This window comes from Micromonospora arida (genome assembly GCF_003857035.1).
Taxonomy (GTDB): Bacteria; Actinomycetota; Actinomycetes; order Mycobacteriales; family Micromonosporaceae; genus Micromonospora; species Micromonospora arida.
In genome coordinates this window covers 1-16572 of sequence record NZ_QGSY01000126.1, presented here as the reverse complement: position 1 = coordinate 16572, position 16572 = coordinate 1, and the positions used below count along the sequence as shown (strand labels likewise).

The window sequence follows — 16572 nt, the reverse complement described above, 5'->3', positions numbered from 1 at the left end:
GGTGGGAAGCGGCGGGGGCGGCGGGGCGAGCAGCGCTGAGGAACCTTGGCCGGTACGGGTGGTCAGCCAGAAGGTGGGTGCCTGGATCGCCAAGCTGGGCTGGGTGTGGGTGGACGGGCAGGTCGCGCAGATCAGCCGCCGCCCCGGGGCCAGCACGGTCTTCCTCACCCTGCGTGACCCATCGGCCGACCTGAGCCTGACCGTCACCACCAACCGGGACGTCCTGGACTCCGGCGCGCCGGAGCTACGCGAGGGCGCACGTGTGGTGCTGCACGCCAAGCCCGAGTTCTACGCCGCCCGGGGCACGCTGAGCCTGCGGGCCGACGAGATTCGCCAGGTGGGGCTCGGGGAGCTGCTGGCCCGACTGGAGAAGCTCAAGAAGCTGCTCGCCGCCGAAGGGCTCTTCGACCGCGCCCGCAAGCGTCGACTGCCGTTCCTGCCCGGCCGGATCGGGCTCATCACCGGTCGTGCGTCGGCGGCGGAGCGGGACGTGCTGACAAATGCCCGGCGGCGCTGGCCGGCGGTGGAGTTCCGGACGGTCAACGTGGCAGTGCAGGGCCCGTCCGCGGTGCCACAGATCGTCGACGCGCTCAAGGTGCTGGACGCCGACCCGAGCATCGACGTGATCATCATCGCCCGGGGTGGCGGCGGCATCGAGGACCTGCTGCCCTTCTCCGACGAGGCGCTCTGCCGCGCGGTGTTCGGCTGTCGTACGCCGGTGGTCAGCGCGATCGGCCACGAGACGGACGCGCCCTTGATCGACTACGTCGCCGATGTCCGTGCCTCCACCCCGACCGACGCGGCGAAACGGGTCGTCCCTGACCTCACCGAGGAGGTACGCCTCATCGGTCAGGCCCGGCACCGCCTCGAACGGGCGGTACGCAACCTGGTCGACCGGGAGACGCACCGACTCGACGGGCTGCGTTCCCGGCCGGTGCTGGCCCGGCCGCAGGTGATGGTGGAGCATCGGGCGACCGAGCTGACCGCGTTGCGTCAGCGGGCCGGCCGCTGCCTGGAGCATCGGCTCACCGCCGCCGAGGATGACCTGCGACACACCCTCGCCCGCCTGCGCGCCCTCTCCCCCGCCGCCACCCTCGACCGGGGGTACGCGATCGTGCAGCGCGCGGACGGCCACGTGGTCCGCGCGGCGGCGGAGGTCGGCAAGGGCGACCCGCTGCGGGTACGACTGGCCGACGGCGAGCTGGCCGCCACGGTCGATGGCTGAGTGGCGACGCGGCGCGGTGGGGAGTGGTGTGCTGAGATGAACGCGATGACTGACGACACGAAGGCCGGGCCGGACGAGCGGCTCAGTTACGAGCAGGCCCGCGCCGAGCTGGCCTCGGTGGTGGAGCGGCTGGAGGCCGGCGGCACGTCCCTGGAGGAGTCGCTGGCACTCTGGGAGCGCGGCGAGGCGCTGGCGGTGATCTGTCAACGCTGGCTGGATGGTGCGCGGGCGCGGATCGACGCCGCCCGGCAGGAGCCCGCTTCCTGACCGACCGCCGGTGGGGCGGCCGGAGCCGCCCCACCTCGGTACGTCAGTTGAACAGGCTGTACAGCTCGGCCGGCGCCTCGACGACCTGGTCCGCCGGCGGCTTCTGCGCGGCGGTGGCGGCACCGTAGTCGGAGTAGGTCATCTTGATCTCCTGGGCGGCGGTCTGCCCGGCCGCCGGCAACTGCAGCACCAACTCGCTGAGCCGGCCCTGCGGGTCCACCTTCGCGGTGAACGGGACGGTCTTCGCCTGGGTGCCCAGCGCGGCGATCGTGGCCGCGTTCAACGAGCCCGCCTCGGCGGCCTTGGTGACGTCGATGGTGCCGGCGTACGCGCCGGTGCCGGTGCTGCGGACCTCGGTGATGCCCTGGGTGAGCACCGCACTACCGGCCGGGTCGACCTTCTCGAAGTCGAAGCCGAGGTTGCGGTTGCCCTTGATCCGGTTCTGGTCCAGGTGCTGGTACTTGCCGAGGTTGAGCTGCTTGATGGCGGGCAGGCTGTCGGCGGTGGGGCCGCTCAGCTCCAGCTTGACCCAGCTGTCCGGCTTGAAGTGGACCACGTCGAGCTTCATCGCCAGGTCGGACGAGGGGCCACCGATCGCGATCTTCATCGCCGCGCTCTGGCTCGGCTGGTGCGCCAGCCCCTCCGCCGTCGAACCGGCGCCGGCCAGGGTGAACCGGAAGTTCCCGTTGCTGATCTCCTTGGTGGAGTCGAGCAGGGCCTGCTTGGCGTCACCCGCCACCGGAGCACCGGACGCGCTCGCCGTGCCGGACGCACTCACCGTCGGGGACGGCGTCGATCCGGCGGTGCCGGTTCCGCTGGCGCAGGCGGCCAGTGCGGGCGTGATCAGAGCGGCGGCTACCAGGCCGGCGCCGAGTCGTCGAACAGTCATACGTGTCTCCCAAGGGGGTCACCCGACGACCTGGACGGCGCCGGAAACTCCGGCGACGCAGCAGCACCGTCGGCTGCGTCGCGCGACCCGGGCCGAGCAACGCGCCCGGGTCACGCCCTCCTTGTTCCCTGTCGACGGGTCGGACAATCACCCTTCGGGCCTGTTGCCCAGATTCGGCGCCGGCGGGGCCAACCCACCGGGTCGGTCAGCGCAGCGAGCCGGCCAGTTCGCGGAGTTCGTTGTCCCGGGCGTCGCCGACGACGATCACCGTGCGGGTCGGCTCCAGCAGGACCAGCGCCTGCTGGTTTCCCCGGGCCGTGTAGAGCTGCCAGGTGCGCCCGGCCAGCTCGGTGGGGCCCTGCGGCTGGCCCTGACTGGTCAGCTCGGCGGGGAGCAGGCGGTCCGCCGGAACGCTGCTCTGCAGCAGTTGGACGCCCCGCCCCTCCGGCGTGAGGTAGCCGAGTCGCAGGTTCGCTCCGCCCTCGACGGTCTGGTAACGGGCGCTGACCGTCTTCCAGTCGCCGCTGAGCCCCTGCGGCTGGCTCACCGGAAAGACGTTCGCCGAACGTGCCTGCTCGATGGCGGGCGCCGGATCGACGGTGGTGGCCTGGTCGCCGCCGAGGAATCCCCGGTAGAACGCCAGCAGCAGCGCGATCGGGACGAGCAGCACCAGCAGCGAGATCGCCATGTCCTTCGGCGACCGCTCGGACTTGCCGGACACCGCCGGGGGCGGTGGGGTCGGGTCGGTCGCGGCGGGCTCACCACCGGGGCCGGCGGGGACGTCGGCCGGCGGCTGACCGTCGGGCGGCGTGCTGTCGGCGGGTACGCGGTCGGCTGGCTGTGCGGGTTCCACCCCCTTATCTTCGCAGCCGCCCGACCGGCGGTATCCGGGCCATCACCGCCCCGCGCCGACGCCCGGTCGGCCATCGTGTGAGGATCAGCGACAAAGCCGTCAGTGGGGGCCTCCCCGCCGTCGGTCGTCCCCGCACCGTCGCGAGGAGGAGTAGCCGTCATGACGAACACCAGGACGCGGATCCCACAGGATCTCGACCGAAACCTTGCCCTCGACCTGGTCCGGGTCACCGAGGCCGCGGCGATGGCCGCCGGCCGGTGGGTCGGTCGAGGCGACAAGGAGGGCGGCGACGGGGCCGCGGTCGACGCGATGCGCAAGCTGATCAACTCGATCCAGATGCGCGGTGTGGTGGTGATCGGCGAGGGCGAGAAGGACAACGCCCCGATGCTCTTCAACGGCGAACACGTCGGCGACGGCACGGGCCCGGAGGTGGACGTCGCCGTCGACCCGGTGGACGGCACCACCCTGATGAGCAAGGGCATGCCGAACGCGGTGGCGGTGCTGGCCGTCTCCGAGCGCGGTGCGATGTTCGACCCCAGCGCCGTGTTCTACATGGAGAAGCTCGCCGTCGGGCCGGCGTACGCCGACGTGATCGACATCAACGCCGGTGTGGCGGAGAACCTGCGCCGGATCGCCAAGGTCAAGGGCACCGACGTCTCCGAGGTGACCGTCTGCGTGCTGGACCGGAGCCGTCACGACGACCTGGTCGCGCAGATCCGCCGGACCGGGGCGGGGATCCGGTTCATCTCCGACGGCGACATCGCGGGCTCCATCGCGGCGGCCCGGGGCGAGTCGGACGTCGACGTCCTGATGGGCATCGGCGGCACCCCGGAGGGCATCATCTCCGCGTGCGCGCTGAAGTGCATGGGCGGTGCGATGCAGGCCAAGCTGTGGCCGCGTGACGAGCAGGAGCGGGAGAAGGCGATCGCCGCCGGGCACGACCTGGACCGGGTGCTGGGCACCGACGATCTGGTCACGGGCGACAACTGCTTCTTCGTGGCGACCGGGGTCACCTCGGGCGACCTGCTGCGCGGGGTGCGTTACCGGGCGGGCGGCGCGTACACCCAGTCGATCGTCATGCGCTCGAAGAGCGGCACCATCCGGGTGATCGACTCGTACCACCGGCTGGAGAAGCTGGCGCTCTACTCCGCTGTCGACTTCGACGGTCGTCCGCTGGCCGAGCAGGAGTGACAGCCACCGACACGGCGACCCCGCAGACCCTGTCGGCCGCCCGCCGGATCACCGGCGTCGCGCTGGCGTCGGCCTCCGGGGTCGCGGTGGCGGTGCAGTCGCGCATCAACGGCGAACTGGGGGTACGCCTCGACGACGGTTTCGCCGCCGCGGTCATCTCGTTCGGCGTCGGTCTGCTGGTGCTGCTGGTGCTGGTGCCCGCGACCCCCGGTGGTCGGCGGGGGCTGGCCGCGACGCGGCGGGCGCTGCGGACCGGCGCGCTGCGGCCTTGGCAGTGCCTCGGCGGGATGTGCGGAGCCTTCCTGGTGGCCACCCAGGGCCTCACCATCGGCACGTTGGGCGTGGCGGTCTTCACCGTGGCGGTGGTCGCCGGTCAGACCGGCAGCAGCCTCGCCGTGGACCGGGCCGGGATCGGGCCGACCGGCCGGCAGCCGGTCACCCGACAGCGGCTGGCCGGCGCGGTGCTCACCGTGCTGGCGGTCGGCCTGGCGGTGGGCGACCGTCTTGGCGACCTGGGCGCGCTGGCGCTGGCCCTGCTACCGCTGCTCGCCGGGGTGGGTATCGCCTGGCAGCAGGCCGTCAACGGCCGGGTTCGAGCGGCGGCCGACAGTGCGTTGACCGCCACCCTTGTCAACTTCGCCGTCGGCACGGTCACCCTGCTCGTCGCGTTCGCGATCGACATCGCCGTACGCGGCTGGCCGGGCGGCGACCTGCCGACCGAGCCGTGGCTCTACCTGGGCGGCCCGATCGGCATCGTGTTCATCGCGATCGCCGCCGCGATCGTCCGCTTCACCGGCGTTCTGCTGCTCGGTCTGGCCACCATCGCCGGGCAGATCGTGGGCGCCGTCCTGCTGGACCTGATCCTCCCCACGGCGGCCTCGCACCCGGGTGTGAAAACCCTGCTCGGGGCAGCGCTGACCTTGGTGGCGGTGCTGATCGCCGCGCTGGCGCCACCCGCTCGCCGCTGACCAGCCGCCCGCCGCCGACCGGCGCCCGCCGAGAGTTCAGCCGCACCCCGAAGGTTCACTGCGGCGGCGATTGCGACGGGTACGGCGGATCAGGCACCGTCGGCGGACGCGCGGGGTAGGGCGCAGGCGGATAGGGCCCGTGCGGCGGATAGGGCGCATAGGGAGGGCGCGGCGGGTACCGGCGCTCGAACCCACGGGCCGGGTCCACCAGCCGCGCGATCCGGGTGGCCAGCAGCACGCCCGGCACGGTGGCGAGCAGGGCGAGCGCCACCGCGAACCGGGTCCGCGACGGGGTGCCGTACAGCCAACCGACGAGCGGCAGCCCGGCCAGGAGCGCGGTGAACAGGAGCCCGAGCAGGACCCACCGGACCCATCGGGGCAGCGCACCCTGGTAGGAGGCTCGGACGATCAGGGCCGCCGCCGTCAGGACGCCCAGTGGCAGGACGAGGAACAACAGGGCCAGGGACGTGCCGCTGTCGTCGTCGCGCTCCCACACCGCGGCCAACACGATCCCCGCGACCAGCATCGACGCACTGCCGGCGATCCCCCACCAGCGGGGACCTCCGCCGCGGCGGATCGCCCGGTGGCCGGCGAGCACGGTGACCGCGCAGCCGAGGGTGAGCGCGAGCGCGACGGCGAGCAGCAGGTCGGTCTCGCGGTCGCCGGGTCCGCCACCGCTCAGCCGGCGCGGTTCGTCCCACGACGTGGCGATCTGCCCCTCCTCGAAGAGGAACCCGTCGCGCTGCCAGCCACCGTCGGGCAGGCGGCGCAGAAACCCGTCCCGGCCGTTGGCGACCAGCACCTCGTGACCACCGTTGGTGTGGGGATAGACGACCAGATCGCGGGAGGCGAAGTGCCGGTGGATGTCGCCCGGGTTCGGCGACCGCCGGGCCAACTCGTCGCGCTGCCCGTCGGGCACCTCCCAGGCCACCCGCCAGGTCGCACCGGCGTCGTCACTCTCCTCGACCCGTAGGTGCCCGGTGACGACCCGGTAACAGCGCCGGGGCTCATCCGCAGCGCACGCCTGCTGTTGCCCGACCTCCTGGCCGGACAGTCGCCGCTGCTCCTCCTCCGTGGCGGGCCGCCAGGTGGTCGCGCCGTCCTCGCTGACCGCCCACTGCCCGTCCGTCGGACCGGCCGGCCAGTCCGACGAGCTGTAGCCGCTGCCGACCGAGATCGCCGGGTGGCCGTCGAGCGTCGCGGTGCTCACTGCGTACGGATAGTGGATCGCGCTGGTCGCGGCCACCGCCAACACCGCCGGTGGCAGCACCACCAGCAGCCGGACCAGCCGGGCGGTCCGTTGACGCACCGGGCGGCGACGTGACCGCGTCCAACTCCACCAGGCCAGGCCGAGTGCCGGCAGGGTGAGCAGGTCGGTCCAGTCGGCCCGGACCAGCGACGGCCCGGCCAGCACGGTCCAGGCCGAGGAGGCGAGCTCGGCGGCGTACCCGCTGGATTTGACGACGGCGAACCCGAAGCCCACCGCGACCAGGCCGGCCATCGCGGCGGCCCGGGACGGCAGCCGTGGCACCAGGAGGGTCAGCAGCACCGCGACCAACGGCGGGGCGAGCACCAGGCCGGCGACGTCGCTCAGCTTGCCGGTCAGCAGGCCGGGGAAGGCCGCCTTCAGCACATGGTCGTTGACCAGCAGCAGGACCAGCGCGAACACTGTGGCGGGGTGGCAGAGCCAGGACAGCGTGGTGGGTGCGCCGTCCTGCGGTGTCTCGGAACCCGTCATCCCCTCAGGGTCCGGTCGAGCTGTCTCGATCCGGACTCAGGTCGGCCTGGGTCCGATACCGACGCTCAGCCGGCGTCGGAGGAGTGCCCGGGGAAGAGGTGCGCGCTCGGGTCGATGGCCACTGCCGCGTTGTTGACCGCAGTCGCCGCCTCACCGAAGCCGGTGGCGATCAGCCGGACCTTGCCCGGGTACTCGGTGATGTCACCCGCCGCGAAGACCCGGGGCAGGTTGGTGGCCATCGCGCTGTCGACCAGGATGTGGCGGCGGTCCAGCCGTAGCCCCCACTCGGCGAGCGGGCCCAGGTCGGCCGTGAAGCCGAGGGCGGCCACCACGGTGTCCACCGGCAGCGTCTCGGTCGCGCCGCCGCGCACCGTCACCTCGGCACCGGTCACCACCCCGTCCCCGAGCAGTCTGGTGACCTCGGCGTTGACCACCACCCGCACCGGCAGGGACAGCACCCGGGCGACCGTCGAGGCGTGGGCCCGGAACTTCTCCCGGCGGTGCACCAGGGTCACGGAGCGGGCCAGCGGTTGCAGCGCCAGCGCCCAGTCGAAGGCGGAGTCGCCGCCACCGACGATCAGCACGTCCCGATCGGTCAGCTCGGTCGGCTCGGTCACGAAGTAGACGATCCCGGAGCCGGGGGCGCCGTCGGCGCACGGCAACGGCCGAGGGCTGAAGCTGCCGAGCCCGCCGGTGACCACGATCGCGCCGCACGCAAGCTGCTCGCCACCGGCCAGGCCGAGCACCGGGCGACCGTCGGCGTACGCGAGCTTCTCCGCCCGGGTGCCGAGCAGGTACTGCGGACCGAACGGGGCCGCCTGGGCCACCAGGTTGGCCACCAGGTCGCGGCCCTTGACCGCGGGGAAGCCGGCGACGTCGAGGATCAGCTTCTCCGGGTACATGGCGGTGACCTGACCGCCCGGCTCGGGCAACGCGTCGATCACCGCCACCGACAGCCCTCGGAACCCGGCGTAGTACGCGGCGAAGAGGCCGGCCGGACCGGCCCCGATCACGGCGACATCGACCTCGCGCATGGCGTACCGTCGCTTTCCGCTCACGGATCAACGCGTGCTGATCTCGACCGTAAGCGGGCGGCGACGGTCGGGCAAGCACGTCCCAGAGGCGCGCCGGAGAATCGCCTCAGGGCAGGCTGAGCGTGGAGCCCGAGTAGTCCTGGCCGCCCACGGTGGGTCGCCGCCGACGGAACAGGATCGCCGCCACCACCCCGCCGAGCAGGCCGAACAGGTGCCCCTGCCAGGAGATCCGCTCGTCGGTGGGGAGGATGCCGACCAGCTGCCAGCCGTAGAGCAGGCCGACCAGGAGGAAGACCGCGAAGTTCCACCAGCTGCGCTCGACGATGCCCCGGGTGAGCAGGATGCCCAGGTAGCCGAAGATGACACCGCTGGCGCCGACCACCACCGAGTTGGGTGAGCCGGTGAACCACACGCCGAGCCCGCTGACCAGGATGATGATCAGAGTCGACCAGAGGAACCGGCGGGCGCCGGCGGCAAGGACGAAGGTGCCCAGCAGGATCAGCGGGATGCTGTTGCTGTAGAGGTGGTCGAAGCCGTGGTGCAGGAACGGGGAGAAGAAGACCCCGTCCAGCCCGTCGATGCGCTTCGGGATGATGCCGGCGGTGGCGTCCAGGCCGAACGCGAGCCCCTGGTCGACGGCCTCGATGAGGAAGAGGAACGGGACCACCGCGCACATGGCGACGAACGCCCGGCCGAGCGCGGCGTAGAACGCCTCGGTGCCGAACCGGTAGGGGTCGCCGCTTGACGGGTGCAGGGTCACTCCACAACTGCTATCAGCAAAAGCGGCCGACCGCCACTCACGTCCCGTCCGGGGTACGCGCGAAGGCGGGGCGGTGAAGAGTCACCTGCCCCGCCTTCGACAGCCGTCAGTAGTGCCCGTTGTTCTGGAAGTAGGTCCAGGCGCCGCAGGGCGTCTTGTACCTGCCCTTGATGTAGCCCAACCCCCACTTGATCTGCGTGGCCGGGTTGGTGCGCCAGTCGGACGCGACGGAGCCCATCTTGCTGCCCGGCAGAGACTGCGGGATGCCGTACGCACCGGACGAGGAGTTGCTGGCCTTGTGGTTCCAGCCACTCTCCTTGGTCCAGAGCTTCTCCAGGCAGGGGAACTCGGCGATGCCGAAACCCGCGCTGATCATCAGGGCGCAGCCGGTCTTGCGGTTGCCGCTGTACTCGGCGCAGGACGCCGGGATCGGCCCGTCGTACGGCTTGGCGGGCGCGTTGGCGGCGGCACGCTCGCGCTTGCGGGACGCCGCGGCGGCCTCGGCCCGGCGGGCCCGCTCGGCGGCTTCCTTGGCGGCCTGCTTCGCCCGCAGCTTGGCCTGGTACTCGGCGGCCCGCTGCTTGGAGAACTGCACCTGGTGGGCGGCCTGCCGCTCGCGCTGGTATGCGAGGTCGGCCCGGTCGACCTCGAGACTGACCTGCTCGGTCAGACCCTGTTGCTGGGTTTCCCGGTCTTCGCCCAGGTAGAAGCCACCGGCAACGCCCACGGAGAGCAGCGCTACTGCAGCCGTACGGGCGCCCAACCGGCTCCACAGCCGACTCACGAAGTGGTCCCTTCGTCGGGAGCAAGGACGTGGCGCGGCGCAGACCACAGGTGGGCCGTCAGCCGTGCCACGAGCGCCCCGACCGGTTGCCGGTCGCGCCGACGCACCGACCTTCGCCGATGCCGTCCGTCTCGGGACGAACGATCGCCAACGATTCCGGTGGTGCATGGACGCTCGTGAGACACGATTGCGCACAGTGAGGCTGATGGGAAACCAACCAGGCCGTTTGTGATCTGCGCCACACCGAAAATGCGGACGAAAACCCACAAAAGGGCCGTCAGATCGGAATGTCCTCCAGAAGGTCGGTGACCATCGCGGCGATCGGCGACCGCTCCGAACGGCTGAGGGTGACGTGCGCGAAGAGCGGATGGCCCTTGAGCGCTTCGATGACAGCCGTCACCCCGTCGTGCCGGCCGACCCGCAGATTGTCCCGCTGGGCCACGTCGTGGGTGAGCACCACCCGGGAGCCCTGCCCGATCCGGGACAGCACGGTCAGCAGCACCCCGCGCTCCAGCGACTGGGCCTCGTCCACGATCACGTAGGCGTCGTGCAGGCTGCGCCCACGGATGTGGGTCAGTGGCAGCACCTCCAGGATGCCCCGCGAGGTGACCTCCTCCAGCACGTTCTCGTGCACCACCGCGCCGAGCGTGTCGAAGACCGCCTGGGCCCACGGCGACATCTTCTCCGACTCCGAGCCCGGCAGGTAGCCCAACTCCTGGCCACCGACGGCGTAGAGCGGGCGGAACACGATCACCTTCTTGTGCCGGCGGCGCTCCATCACCGCCTCCAACCCGGCGCAGAGCGCCAGCGCCGACTTGCCGGTGCCGGCCCGGCCACCCAGCGAGACGATCCCGATCGACTCGTCCAACAGCAGGTCGAGAGCGATCCGCTGCTCGGCCGAGCGGCCGTGCAGCCCGAACGCCTCCCGGTCGCCCCGGACCAGACGTACCGACTTGTCCGGCAGCACGCGACCGAGCGCGGAACCACGCCCCGAGTGCAGCACCAGACCGGTGTGGCAGGGCAGCCCGGCCGCCTCGTCGAGGTCGAGCGTCTCGCCGGCGTACAGCTGGCCGATCTGCTCCTCGCTCAACTCCATCTCCGACATGCCGGTCCAGGTCGGGTCGCTGGCCTGGCCGTGGCGGTACTCGTCGGCACGCAGACCCACCGAGGCCGCCTTGACCCGCAACGGCATGTCCTTGCTGACCAGGGTCACCTCCCGCCCCTCGGCGGCGAGGTTGAGCGCGACGGAGAGGATCCGGGCGTCATTGCTCTCGGTGCGGAAACCGGGCGGCAGGACGCCGTCGTCGGTGTGGTTGAGCTCCACCCGCAGGGTGCCGCCGACGTCGTTGGCAGGCACCGGGCGGTCGAGTCGGCCGTGCCGAACCCGCAGGTCGTCGAGCATCCGCAACGACTGCCGGGCGAACCAGCCCAGCTCCGGATGGTGCCGCTTGCCTTCCAGCTCGGTGATGACCACCAGAGGTAGCACCACCTCGTGCTCCGCGAACCGGTGGAACGCCGCCGGATCGGAGAGCAGCACCGACGTGTCCAGGACAAAGGCCTGGCCGGCTGGTCGTGGCTCCTTGGGGTCGGCCGGCGCGGTGGCCGCCGAACGGCGGCTCCTGGTGGCTCGGCGGGGCGTGGCAGTCGCGGCCGGGGTCTGGTCGGCACCGGCGATGGTACGGCGAGTCGTCACAGGCCTGCTCCGACGGATGGGCACCCGCCACCCGTGTTCCGCCTCCTCCGGTGCCCGGGGACACGGGGTCGGATGCGGAACCCCATGCGCGAGGTCGCAGATCCGGGCGGACCGGCTGGCTCGGGAGAACCCCGTGCCATGCCTAGACGCTAGCCCCGCCTGACCTTCCCGGCTAGAGGCCGAACGTGGATCTCCCAAGACGCGCTCATGAACAGCCCTCCGCCGACGCCCGCACCAGCCGAAAGGCACTGTCGTGAACGCGGCGGAACCGGCCGGGATGCATGCCCCCTGCGCGCATCCCGGCCGGTGGGGCCACCGTCACCGGTCTGACGTGACCCCGACGGTGCGTGTCCGCCGCGGACGACGCACCGCGCTCGTGGCGCCGGTCGGCGGGGCAGCCCGCCGACCGACCTCACCCGCTACGTCGGACGAGCGTGCCGGTCGGGTGCCGCCCGGTGATCGGGGCGGCCGGCGCGCTGAACGACGAGCCGGTGTACGTGGTGCCAGGGCGTTCGACCGCACCGGCGGAGCGGACCACGCCAGCGGGCGAGACCGACAGGGCCGAGGCGATCGCCGCCTGGGCGTCCCGACGACGCCGGTTCCAGGCGCCCCGGTCACCGTCGAAGTAGCCCTGTCGGTAACCGAAGCGGTAGCCGATGCGGTAGCTGAGCTGCCCGTGCAGACGGCCGGCCGCGTAACTGGTGGCACCGAGCACCAGGACGAGGAACACCGCGAGAAAGGGGCTCATCGGGCAGCTCCGGCCCAGCCGGGACGCCAGGTCATCGCTCCTCCGGCTCGATCGTGGTGGGGTCGGCGACGAGCAGCCGGTCCAGGTCGTCGGTGCTGACCTCCTCGACCAGCTCGACGCTGATCCGGCAGCCGTCCAGCACGACCTCGGCCACCGACGACCGGCGGATCTCGCCGCCGGCGTCGTAGACCCGGACACTCAGCTCCGGGCAGCCGAGATGGGTACGCCACGCGTTCCACTCGGCACGATCACCGACGCTCAGCGACAGGTAGCGGCAGCCTCGGGCCAGGTAGAGGCGCCAGGGGGCGGTCAGCCCCGCGGCGACCCCCTCGGCGATCAGCCCGAAGGCCTGGGCGCGGGTGGCGAGCTCGGTCACCACGACCCCCCGGCACCGGGGGCGTGACGCATGTGAGCACCAATCGTCTCATGCACGTGACACACCGTAGATTGTCCCATGGGCGTGACAGTATCAGCTTTTCGTCCGGTTACGTTTGCCACTACGTTCATCTATTCTGCCCGCGTGACACCCCTCAACAGTGGCACTGACTCGTTTACCGGAAATCCGAACCCCTCGTCACGTCTGCGTGACAGTGGCGAGGCGGGCCGCACACCCGCAGTCGGCTGGCCGTACCGTCACGGAGTGACCGAGACGGCCAATGCGCGGAAGATCGCCTTCGCCACCTTCGTCCGGCGGGCCCTGGACGAGGCACGGGCGACCCGAGCCTGGAGCGGCACCGAGGTGTCCCGGCGCACCGGCGTCTCCCGGCAGACCATCAACCGCTGGGTCCGGGGCGACTGGGCCAGCGATCCGGAGGCCGAGCGGGTGGTCGCCTTCTGCGAGGGCCTGGGGTTGAACCCGGCCGCCGCCTTCGCCGCGCTCGGCTGGGACCGCGCCGCGACCGGCCCCCGCACCGGCCAGGCCGCCCCTCCGATGGACCCCGACGTGGAGGCGCTGCTGCGCCGTCTGGTCGATCCGCAGGTGTCGGACGCGGAGAAGTTCCACATCCGGGAAACCATCAGATATCTCGCATACCGCCCAACGTTGCCGGTCGATGTCCGAAAAAGGGGCAATCAGGCAGGCTAGTTCCTCAGATAGCGAAAGAACGCCTGGTCAGGTTCATTCGTTTGCCTCCGGGGCTGGAACGGGCACGCTAGCGTCCCTATTCGTACTGCTTGGGCTCGTCATCGGCGGGGGGACGGGACAAGGCCGAACCCAGCCCTGCGGGACAGAAGGAGGGGTCTGTCCATGACCCTGAAGTGGTTGGCAGTCGTGGTCGCAACGGTGTCGGTGACACTGTGGGCGACCGGCAACACGGTGACCCTCGCGGTCGACGGCGGGCAGCTGCCGCTGCTCGTCAACCTCTTTGCGCTCGTCACCGCCGGCACCGCGGTCGTCCTGGCCGTCGTCGCCGAGCTGCACGAGCGTCTGAACAACCGAATCAGCGCGCTCACCGAGTTCCTGGTGGCCCGGCTCACCGAGATCGAGAACCACACCGGCGATCGCAACACCGGGTTCGTGGAGGGCTACCTGTTGAGCCACGGCCAGGAGGCGGCAGTGGTGCCGTTCGGGCGGCGCGGACGAGGAGCCGCCGAACGCTGATCGCGTACCGCTGAATGGGCCCGCTCGGCCAGGAATGAGCCTGGATCGCCGGGGTACGCTGACGCGCGTGCCGCCGTTGAATCTGGGCAATCAGCAGCCGAGAACCCCGTTGAACGCCGACCAGGCCTGGCGGACAACCGCCAGCCGGGCGGCCGGGACCGTGCTCTTCTTCGACTTCGACGGCACGCTCGCGCCCGTCGACGACGATCCGACCGCGGTACGCCCGGCACCCAAGGCGTTGGCCGCGATCGAGGCGCTCGCCCCGGTCGTGCAGAGGGTCGCGATCGTCTCCGCCCGACCCGTCGAGTTCCTTCGGGATCAGCTCGGCGGGCTCGTCGGCGTGGACCTCTACGGCCTCTACGGGCTGGAGCACAGCCACTCCGGCGGCGAGACAGTCACCGAACCGGCCGCGCTGCCCTGGGTGCCGACCATGGCGGAGCTGGCCGACCTGGCTCGGGCGGAACTGCCGCCCGGCACGCTTGTGGAGTACAAGCGGCTCTCGGTCGCGCTGCACTGGCGTACCGCCCCGCAACTCGGCGCGACCGTGCAGCAGTGGGGGCAGGCACAGGCCGACCGTCTGGGGCTGCGCTCGCAGGCCGGGCGGATGGTGCTGGAGCTCAAGCCACCGGTCGACCGGGACAAGGGCATGGTGATCGGCGAGGCGATCAAGGGCGCCACCGGCGCCTGGTACTTCGGCGACGATGTCTCCGACATCAAGGCCTTCGCCGCGCTGCGCGCTCGCGCCGCCGCCGACCCGGACTTCCTCGGCGTCTGCGTGGCGGTGGCCAACCCGGAGACCGGACAAGAGGTGGCCAACGCCGCCGACCTGACCATCGAGTCGCCGGCCGCCCTGGGCGACTTCCTCACCCGGGCGCTGACCCACCTGCCCTGACCTGATCGGGCGGCGACCGACGACGTCGCCGCCGGGTCAGGCCCCGTAGCGGCGTTGTCTGGTGGCGTACGAACGCAGGGCCCGCAGAAAGTCGATGTGCCGGAAATCCGGCCAGTTGAGCTCGCAGAAGTAGAACTCCGAGTGCGCGGACTGCCAGAGCATGAAACCGGACAGCCGCTGCTCGCCGCTGGTGCGGATGACCAGGTCCGGGTCGGGCTGGCCCCGGGTGTAGAGGTGCTCGGCGATGTGCTCGACGTCCAGCACCTCGGCCAACTCCTCGATCGTGCCCCCGGTGGCGGCGTGCTCGAGCAGCAGCGAACGGACCGCGTCGGTGATCTCCCGGCGACCGCCGTAGCCCACCGCGATGTTGACCTCCGCGCCGCCGGTGCGCTCGCGGGTGCGCTCCTCGGCGCCCTTGAGCGCCGCCGCGGTCTGCGCCGGCAGCAGGTCGAGCGCCCCGACGATGCGCAGTCGCCAGGGGTTGCCCTCCTCGGAGAGCTCCACCACCAGGTCCTCAATGATCTTGAGGAGCGGGTCCAGCTCGGCGGCCGGACGGCGCAGGTTGTCGGTGGCCAGCAGGTAGAGGGTCACGTGCCCGACGCCGGCCTGGTCACACCAGCCGAGGACATGCTTGATCTTCGCCGCGCCGACCCGGTGCCCGTCGTTCGGGTCGACGAAACCCATCTCCCTCGCCCATCGGCGGTTGCCGTCGCACATCACCCCGACATGCCGGGGCACCGGCTTACCCGCGAGCTTCGCCGTGAGCCGGCGCTCGTACACGGAGTAGATAAGGTTCCGCAGCGTCATCACCTAGCAGCGTAGCGACCCTTCGGCCAGTTCACTGCCTCGGAGCCCCATCCCCACCGCCCAGACCGGCACCGATCAGTGCGAGCGTACGAGCGGTGAGGCGTCCGTCACCCAGTCCCAACTCGACCACGTCGTAGAACACCCGGTCGTCCCGACGGGCGGCCCGGACCGCCGCGTCCACCACCCGTCGTCGCCGGGCCAACCAGGCCGCGACCGAACTGTGCCGCAGGTGGGTCCCGAGGCGACGACGCAACCCGTCGGCGTAGCGGCCTGCCGCGCCCTCGGGCGACCGGGCCGCCGCCGACCCGGCGAGCGCGCCGGAGAGCAACGCGTAGAAGATGCCCTCCCCGGTGAACGGATTGATCAGTGACAGGGCGTCCCCGGCGAGCAGGGTGCGCCCTCGCCCCGGCGACGGTCGGTGGGTGGAGAGCGGCAGATGATGCGCGCGCAACGCGGTCACGGTCGCCAGATCGGTGCCGGGCAGCAGAGCGGCCAGTCGGTCCAGCAGGTACGCGCGGCTCAACGGCTCACCGCGCAGGACCTCCCCGTACCCGACGTTCGCCCGTCCGTCACCGATCGGAAACGACCAGGCGTACGCCGGCCAACGCGCCTTCGAGGTGACGATGAGTTGCTCGGACGGGCCCGGCAGAGCCGGGGCGTACCCCCGGATGGCCAGCGCGAGGTGCCGGTCGGGGTTCTGCGGGTGGCCGAGCGCCCGGCGTACCACCGAACCGGCGCCGTCCGCGCCGATCACCACCCGACCGGACACCTGCCCGTCGAGCACCACCCGGTCCGCGCGCGGCTCGACCTGGCGCACGGTGTGCCGGCGCAGCTGGGCACCGGCGGCCACCGCGGCCGCCACCAGCCGCGCGTCGAAAACCTCCCGGGGCACTGTGTACGCGGGTCGGGGCAGCGCCCGAGCCACCGCACCGCCGCCGGGCGAGATCATGCGCAACGCCGGCAGCGGCGCGTAGCCCGCCACCGCCTCGGTCACCCCCAGCTCGGCGAGCACGTCCACCGAGTGCGCGGCGATCCCGTCACCACACGCCTTGTCCCGGGGAAAATCGGCCCGGTCCAGCAGCAGCACGCTGGCACCGGCCCGGCGCGCCGTCAGCGCGGCTGC

18 protein-coding genes are annotated in these 16572 nt (G+C 71.8%); 7 read left to right on the top strand and 11 right to left on the bottom strand.

Going from position 1 to position 16572, the window contains the following annotated elements:
• Nucleotide 1 precedes the first annotated feature (1 nt).
• Together xseA and DLJ58_RS06910 are read left to right on the top strand one after the other, a co-directional pair.
• On the top strand, nucleotides 2-1225 hold the full coding sequence (gene xseA / locus DLJ58_RS06915; protein ID WP_124854375.1) for an exodeoxyribonuclease VII large subunit: 1224 nt from the start codon (nucleotides 2-4) through the stop codon (nucleotides 1223-1225).
• A gap of 45 nt (nucleotides 1226-1270) precedes the next feature.
• The gene (locus DLJ58_RS06910) at nucleotides 1271-1492 is read left to right on the top strand and encodes an exodeoxyribonuclease VII small subunit (protein ID WP_030328827.1); all 222 of its coding nucleotides are present in this window, start codon (nucleotides 1271-1273) and stop codon (nucleotides 1490-1492) included.
• Nucleotides 1493-1535: 43 nt separating this feature from the next.
• On the opposite strand, the gene DLJ58_RS06905 is transcribed toward DLJ58_RS06910, so the two are convergent.
• Together DLJ58_RS06905 and DLJ58_RS06900 are read right to left on the bottom strand one after the other, a co-directional pair.
• Nucleotides 1536-2381, bottom strand: coding sequence for a hypothetical protein (locus tag DLJ58_RS06905; RefSeq protein WP_124854374.1), 846 nt, complete (start codon nucleotides 2379-2381; stop codon nucleotides 1536-1538).
• A gap of 205 nt (nucleotides 2382-2586) precedes the next feature.
• Nucleotides 2587-3234 carry a DUF4245 domain-containing protein gene (locus DLJ58_RS06900; protein WP_124854373.1) on the bottom strand — a complete coding sequence of 216 codons (648 nt, stop codon included), beginning with the start codon at nucleotides 3232-3234 and terminating at the stop codon, nucleotides 2587-2589.
• Nucleotides 3235-3393: 159 nt separating this feature from the next.
• Here DLJ58_RS06900 and glpX point away from each other — a divergent pair, with 159 nt between their 5' ends.
• Nucleotides 3394-4425, top strand: coding sequence for a class II fructose-bisphosphatase (gene glpX, locus DLJ58_RS06895; RefSeq protein ID WP_091394313.1), 1032 nt, complete (start codon nucleotides 3394-3396; stop codon nucleotides 4423-4425).
• Nucleotides 4422-5393 carry a DMT family transporter gene (locus DLJ58_RS06890; RefSeq protein ID WP_124854372.1) on the top strand — a complete coding sequence of 324 codons (972 nt, stop codon included), beginning with the start codon at nucleotides 4422-4424 and terminating at the stop codon, nucleotides 5391-5393. Before glpX ends, DLJ58_RS06890 begins: the two co-directional genes overlap by 4 nt.
• 55 nt (nucleotides 5394-5448) lie before the next feature.
• On the opposite strand, the gene DLJ58_RS06885 is transcribed toward DLJ58_RS06890, so the two are convergent.
• The 7 genes from DLJ58_RS06885 to DLJ58_RS06855 form a co-directional block, all read right to left on the bottom strand.
• Entirely contained in the window at nucleotides 5449-7131 is a 1683-nt protein-coding gene (locus tag DLJ58_RS06885; protein WP_124854371.1) for a hypothetical protein, read from the bottom strand.
• A gap of 65 nt (nucleotides 7132-7196) precedes the next feature.
• Nucleotides 7197-8165: an NAD(P)/FAD-dependent oxidoreductase gene (locus DLJ58_RS06880; protein WP_112730527.1), complete on the bottom strand. Its 969-nt coding sequence runs from the start codon at nucleotides 8163-8165 to the stop codon at nucleotides 7197-7199.
• A gap of 106 nt (nucleotides 8166-8271) precedes the next feature.
• Nucleotides 8272-8925 carry a rhomboid family intramembrane serine protease gene (locus DLJ58_RS06875; RefSeq protein WP_124854370.1) on the bottom strand — a complete coding sequence of 218 codons (654 nt, stop codon included), beginning with the start codon at nucleotides 8923-8925 and terminating at the stop codon, nucleotides 8272-8274.
• A 106-nt stretch (nucleotides 8926-9031) separates the two neighbouring features.
• Nucleotides 9032-9709: an aggregation-promoting factor C-terminal-like domain-containing protein gene (locus DLJ58_RS06870; protein ID WP_124854369.1), complete on the bottom strand. Its 678-nt coding sequence runs from the start codon at nucleotides 9707-9709 to the stop codon at nucleotides 9032-9034.
• Between the two features lie 277 nt (nucleotides 9710-9986).
• Nucleotides 9987-11402, bottom strand: coding sequence for an RNA 5'-3' helicase PhoH2 (gene phoH2, locus DLJ58_RS06865; protein WP_112581923.1), 1416 nt, complete (start codon nucleotides 11400-11402; stop codon nucleotides 9987-9989).
• Between the two features lie 412 nt (nucleotides 11403-11814).
• Nucleotides 11815-12150, bottom strand: a complete 336-nt coding sequence (locus DLJ58_RS06860) for a hypothetical protein (protein WP_124854368.1) — start codon at nucleotides 12148-12150, stop codon at nucleotides 11815-11817.
• Between the two features lie 31 nt (nucleotides 12151-12181).
• Nucleotides 12182-12526 carry a hypothetical protein gene (locus tag DLJ58_RS06855; protein WP_030328857.1) on the bottom strand — a complete coding sequence of 115 codons (345 nt, stop codon included), beginning with the start codon at nucleotides 12524-12526 and terminating at the stop codon, nucleotides 12182-12184.
• Nucleotides 12527-12790: 264 nt separating this feature from the next.
• Between DLJ58_RS06855 and DLJ58_RS06850 the strand changes: the two genes are divergently transcribed.
• The 3 genes from DLJ58_RS06850 (at nucleotide 12791) to otsB (ending at nucleotide 14642) form a co-directional block, all read left to right on the top strand.
• Nucleotides 12791-13234 (top strand): XRE family transcriptional regulator, encoded by a 444-nt coding sequence (locus DLJ58_RS06850; RefSeq protein ID WP_124854367.1) that lies wholly within the window; start codon nucleotides 12791-12793, stop codon nucleotides 13232-13234.
• Nucleotides 13235-13396: 162 nt separating this feature from the next.
• Nucleotides 13397-13750 carry a hypothetical protein gene (locus DLJ58_RS06845; protein WP_124854366.1) on the top strand — a complete coding sequence of 118 codons (354 nt, stop codon included), beginning with the start codon at nucleotides 13397-13399 and terminating at the stop codon, nucleotides 13748-13750.
• A gap of 67 nt (nucleotides 13751-13817) precedes the next feature.
• Nucleotides 13818-14642 carry a trehalose-phosphatase gene (gene otsB, locus DLJ58_RS06840; protein WP_124854365.1) on the top strand — a complete coding sequence of 275 codons (825 nt, stop codon included), beginning with the start codon at nucleotides 13818-13820 and terminating at the stop codon, nucleotides 14640-14642.
• Between the two features lie 36 nt (nucleotides 14643-14678).
• Here the strand turns inward: otsB and DLJ58_RS06835 are convergent, their stop codons facing one another.
• The gene (locus DLJ58_RS06835) at nucleotides 14679-15449 is read right to left on the bottom strand and encodes an isoprenyl transferase (RefSeq protein ID WP_091394347.1); all 771 of its coding nucleotides are present in this window, start codon (nucleotides 15447-15449) and stop codon (nucleotides 14679-14681) included.
• Nucleotides 15450-15480: 31 nt separating this feature from the next.
• Nucleotides 15481-16572, bottom strand: a 1092-nt coding sequence (locus tag DLJ58_RS06830; protein WP_124854364.1) for a geranylgeranyl reductase family protein, incomplete at its 5' end; no start/stop codon positions are given.

Bases quoted from the DNA above. Each gene is read 5' to 3' on its own strand.
- DLJ58_RS06885 (WP_124854371.1), bottom strand. From the start codon at position 7,131: ATGACGGGTTCCGAGACACCGCAGGACGGCGCACCCACCACGCTGTCC.
- DLJ58_RS06835 (WP_091394347.1), bottom strand. From the start codon at position 15,449: ATGACGCTGCGGAACCTTATCTACTCCGTGTACGAGCGCCGGCTCACG.
- DLJ58_RS06880 (WP_112730527.1), bottom strand. From the start codon at position 8,165: ATGCGCGAGGTCGATGTCGCCGTGATCGGGGCCGGTCCGGCCGGCCTC.
- DLJ58_RS06860 (WP_124854368.1), bottom strand. From the start codon at position 12,150: ATGAGCCCCTTTCTCGCGGTGTTCCTCGTCCTGGTGCTCGGTGCCACC.
- DLJ58_RS06845 (WP_124854366.1), top strand. From the start codon at position 13,397: ATGACCCTGAAGTGGTTGGCAGTCGTGGTCGCAACGGTGTCGGTGACA.
- glpX (WP_091394313.1), top strand. From the start codon at position 3,394: ATGACGAACACCAGGACGCGGATCCCACAGGATCTCGACCGAAACCTT.
- DLJ58_RS06910 (WP_030328827.1), top strand. From the start codon at position 1,271: ATGACTGACGACACGAAGGCCGGGCCGGACGAGCGGCTCAGTTACGAG.
- DLJ58_RS06905 (WP_124854374.1), bottom strand. From the start codon at position 2,381: ATGACTGTTCGACGACTCGGCGCCGGCCTGGTAGCCGCCGCTCTGATC.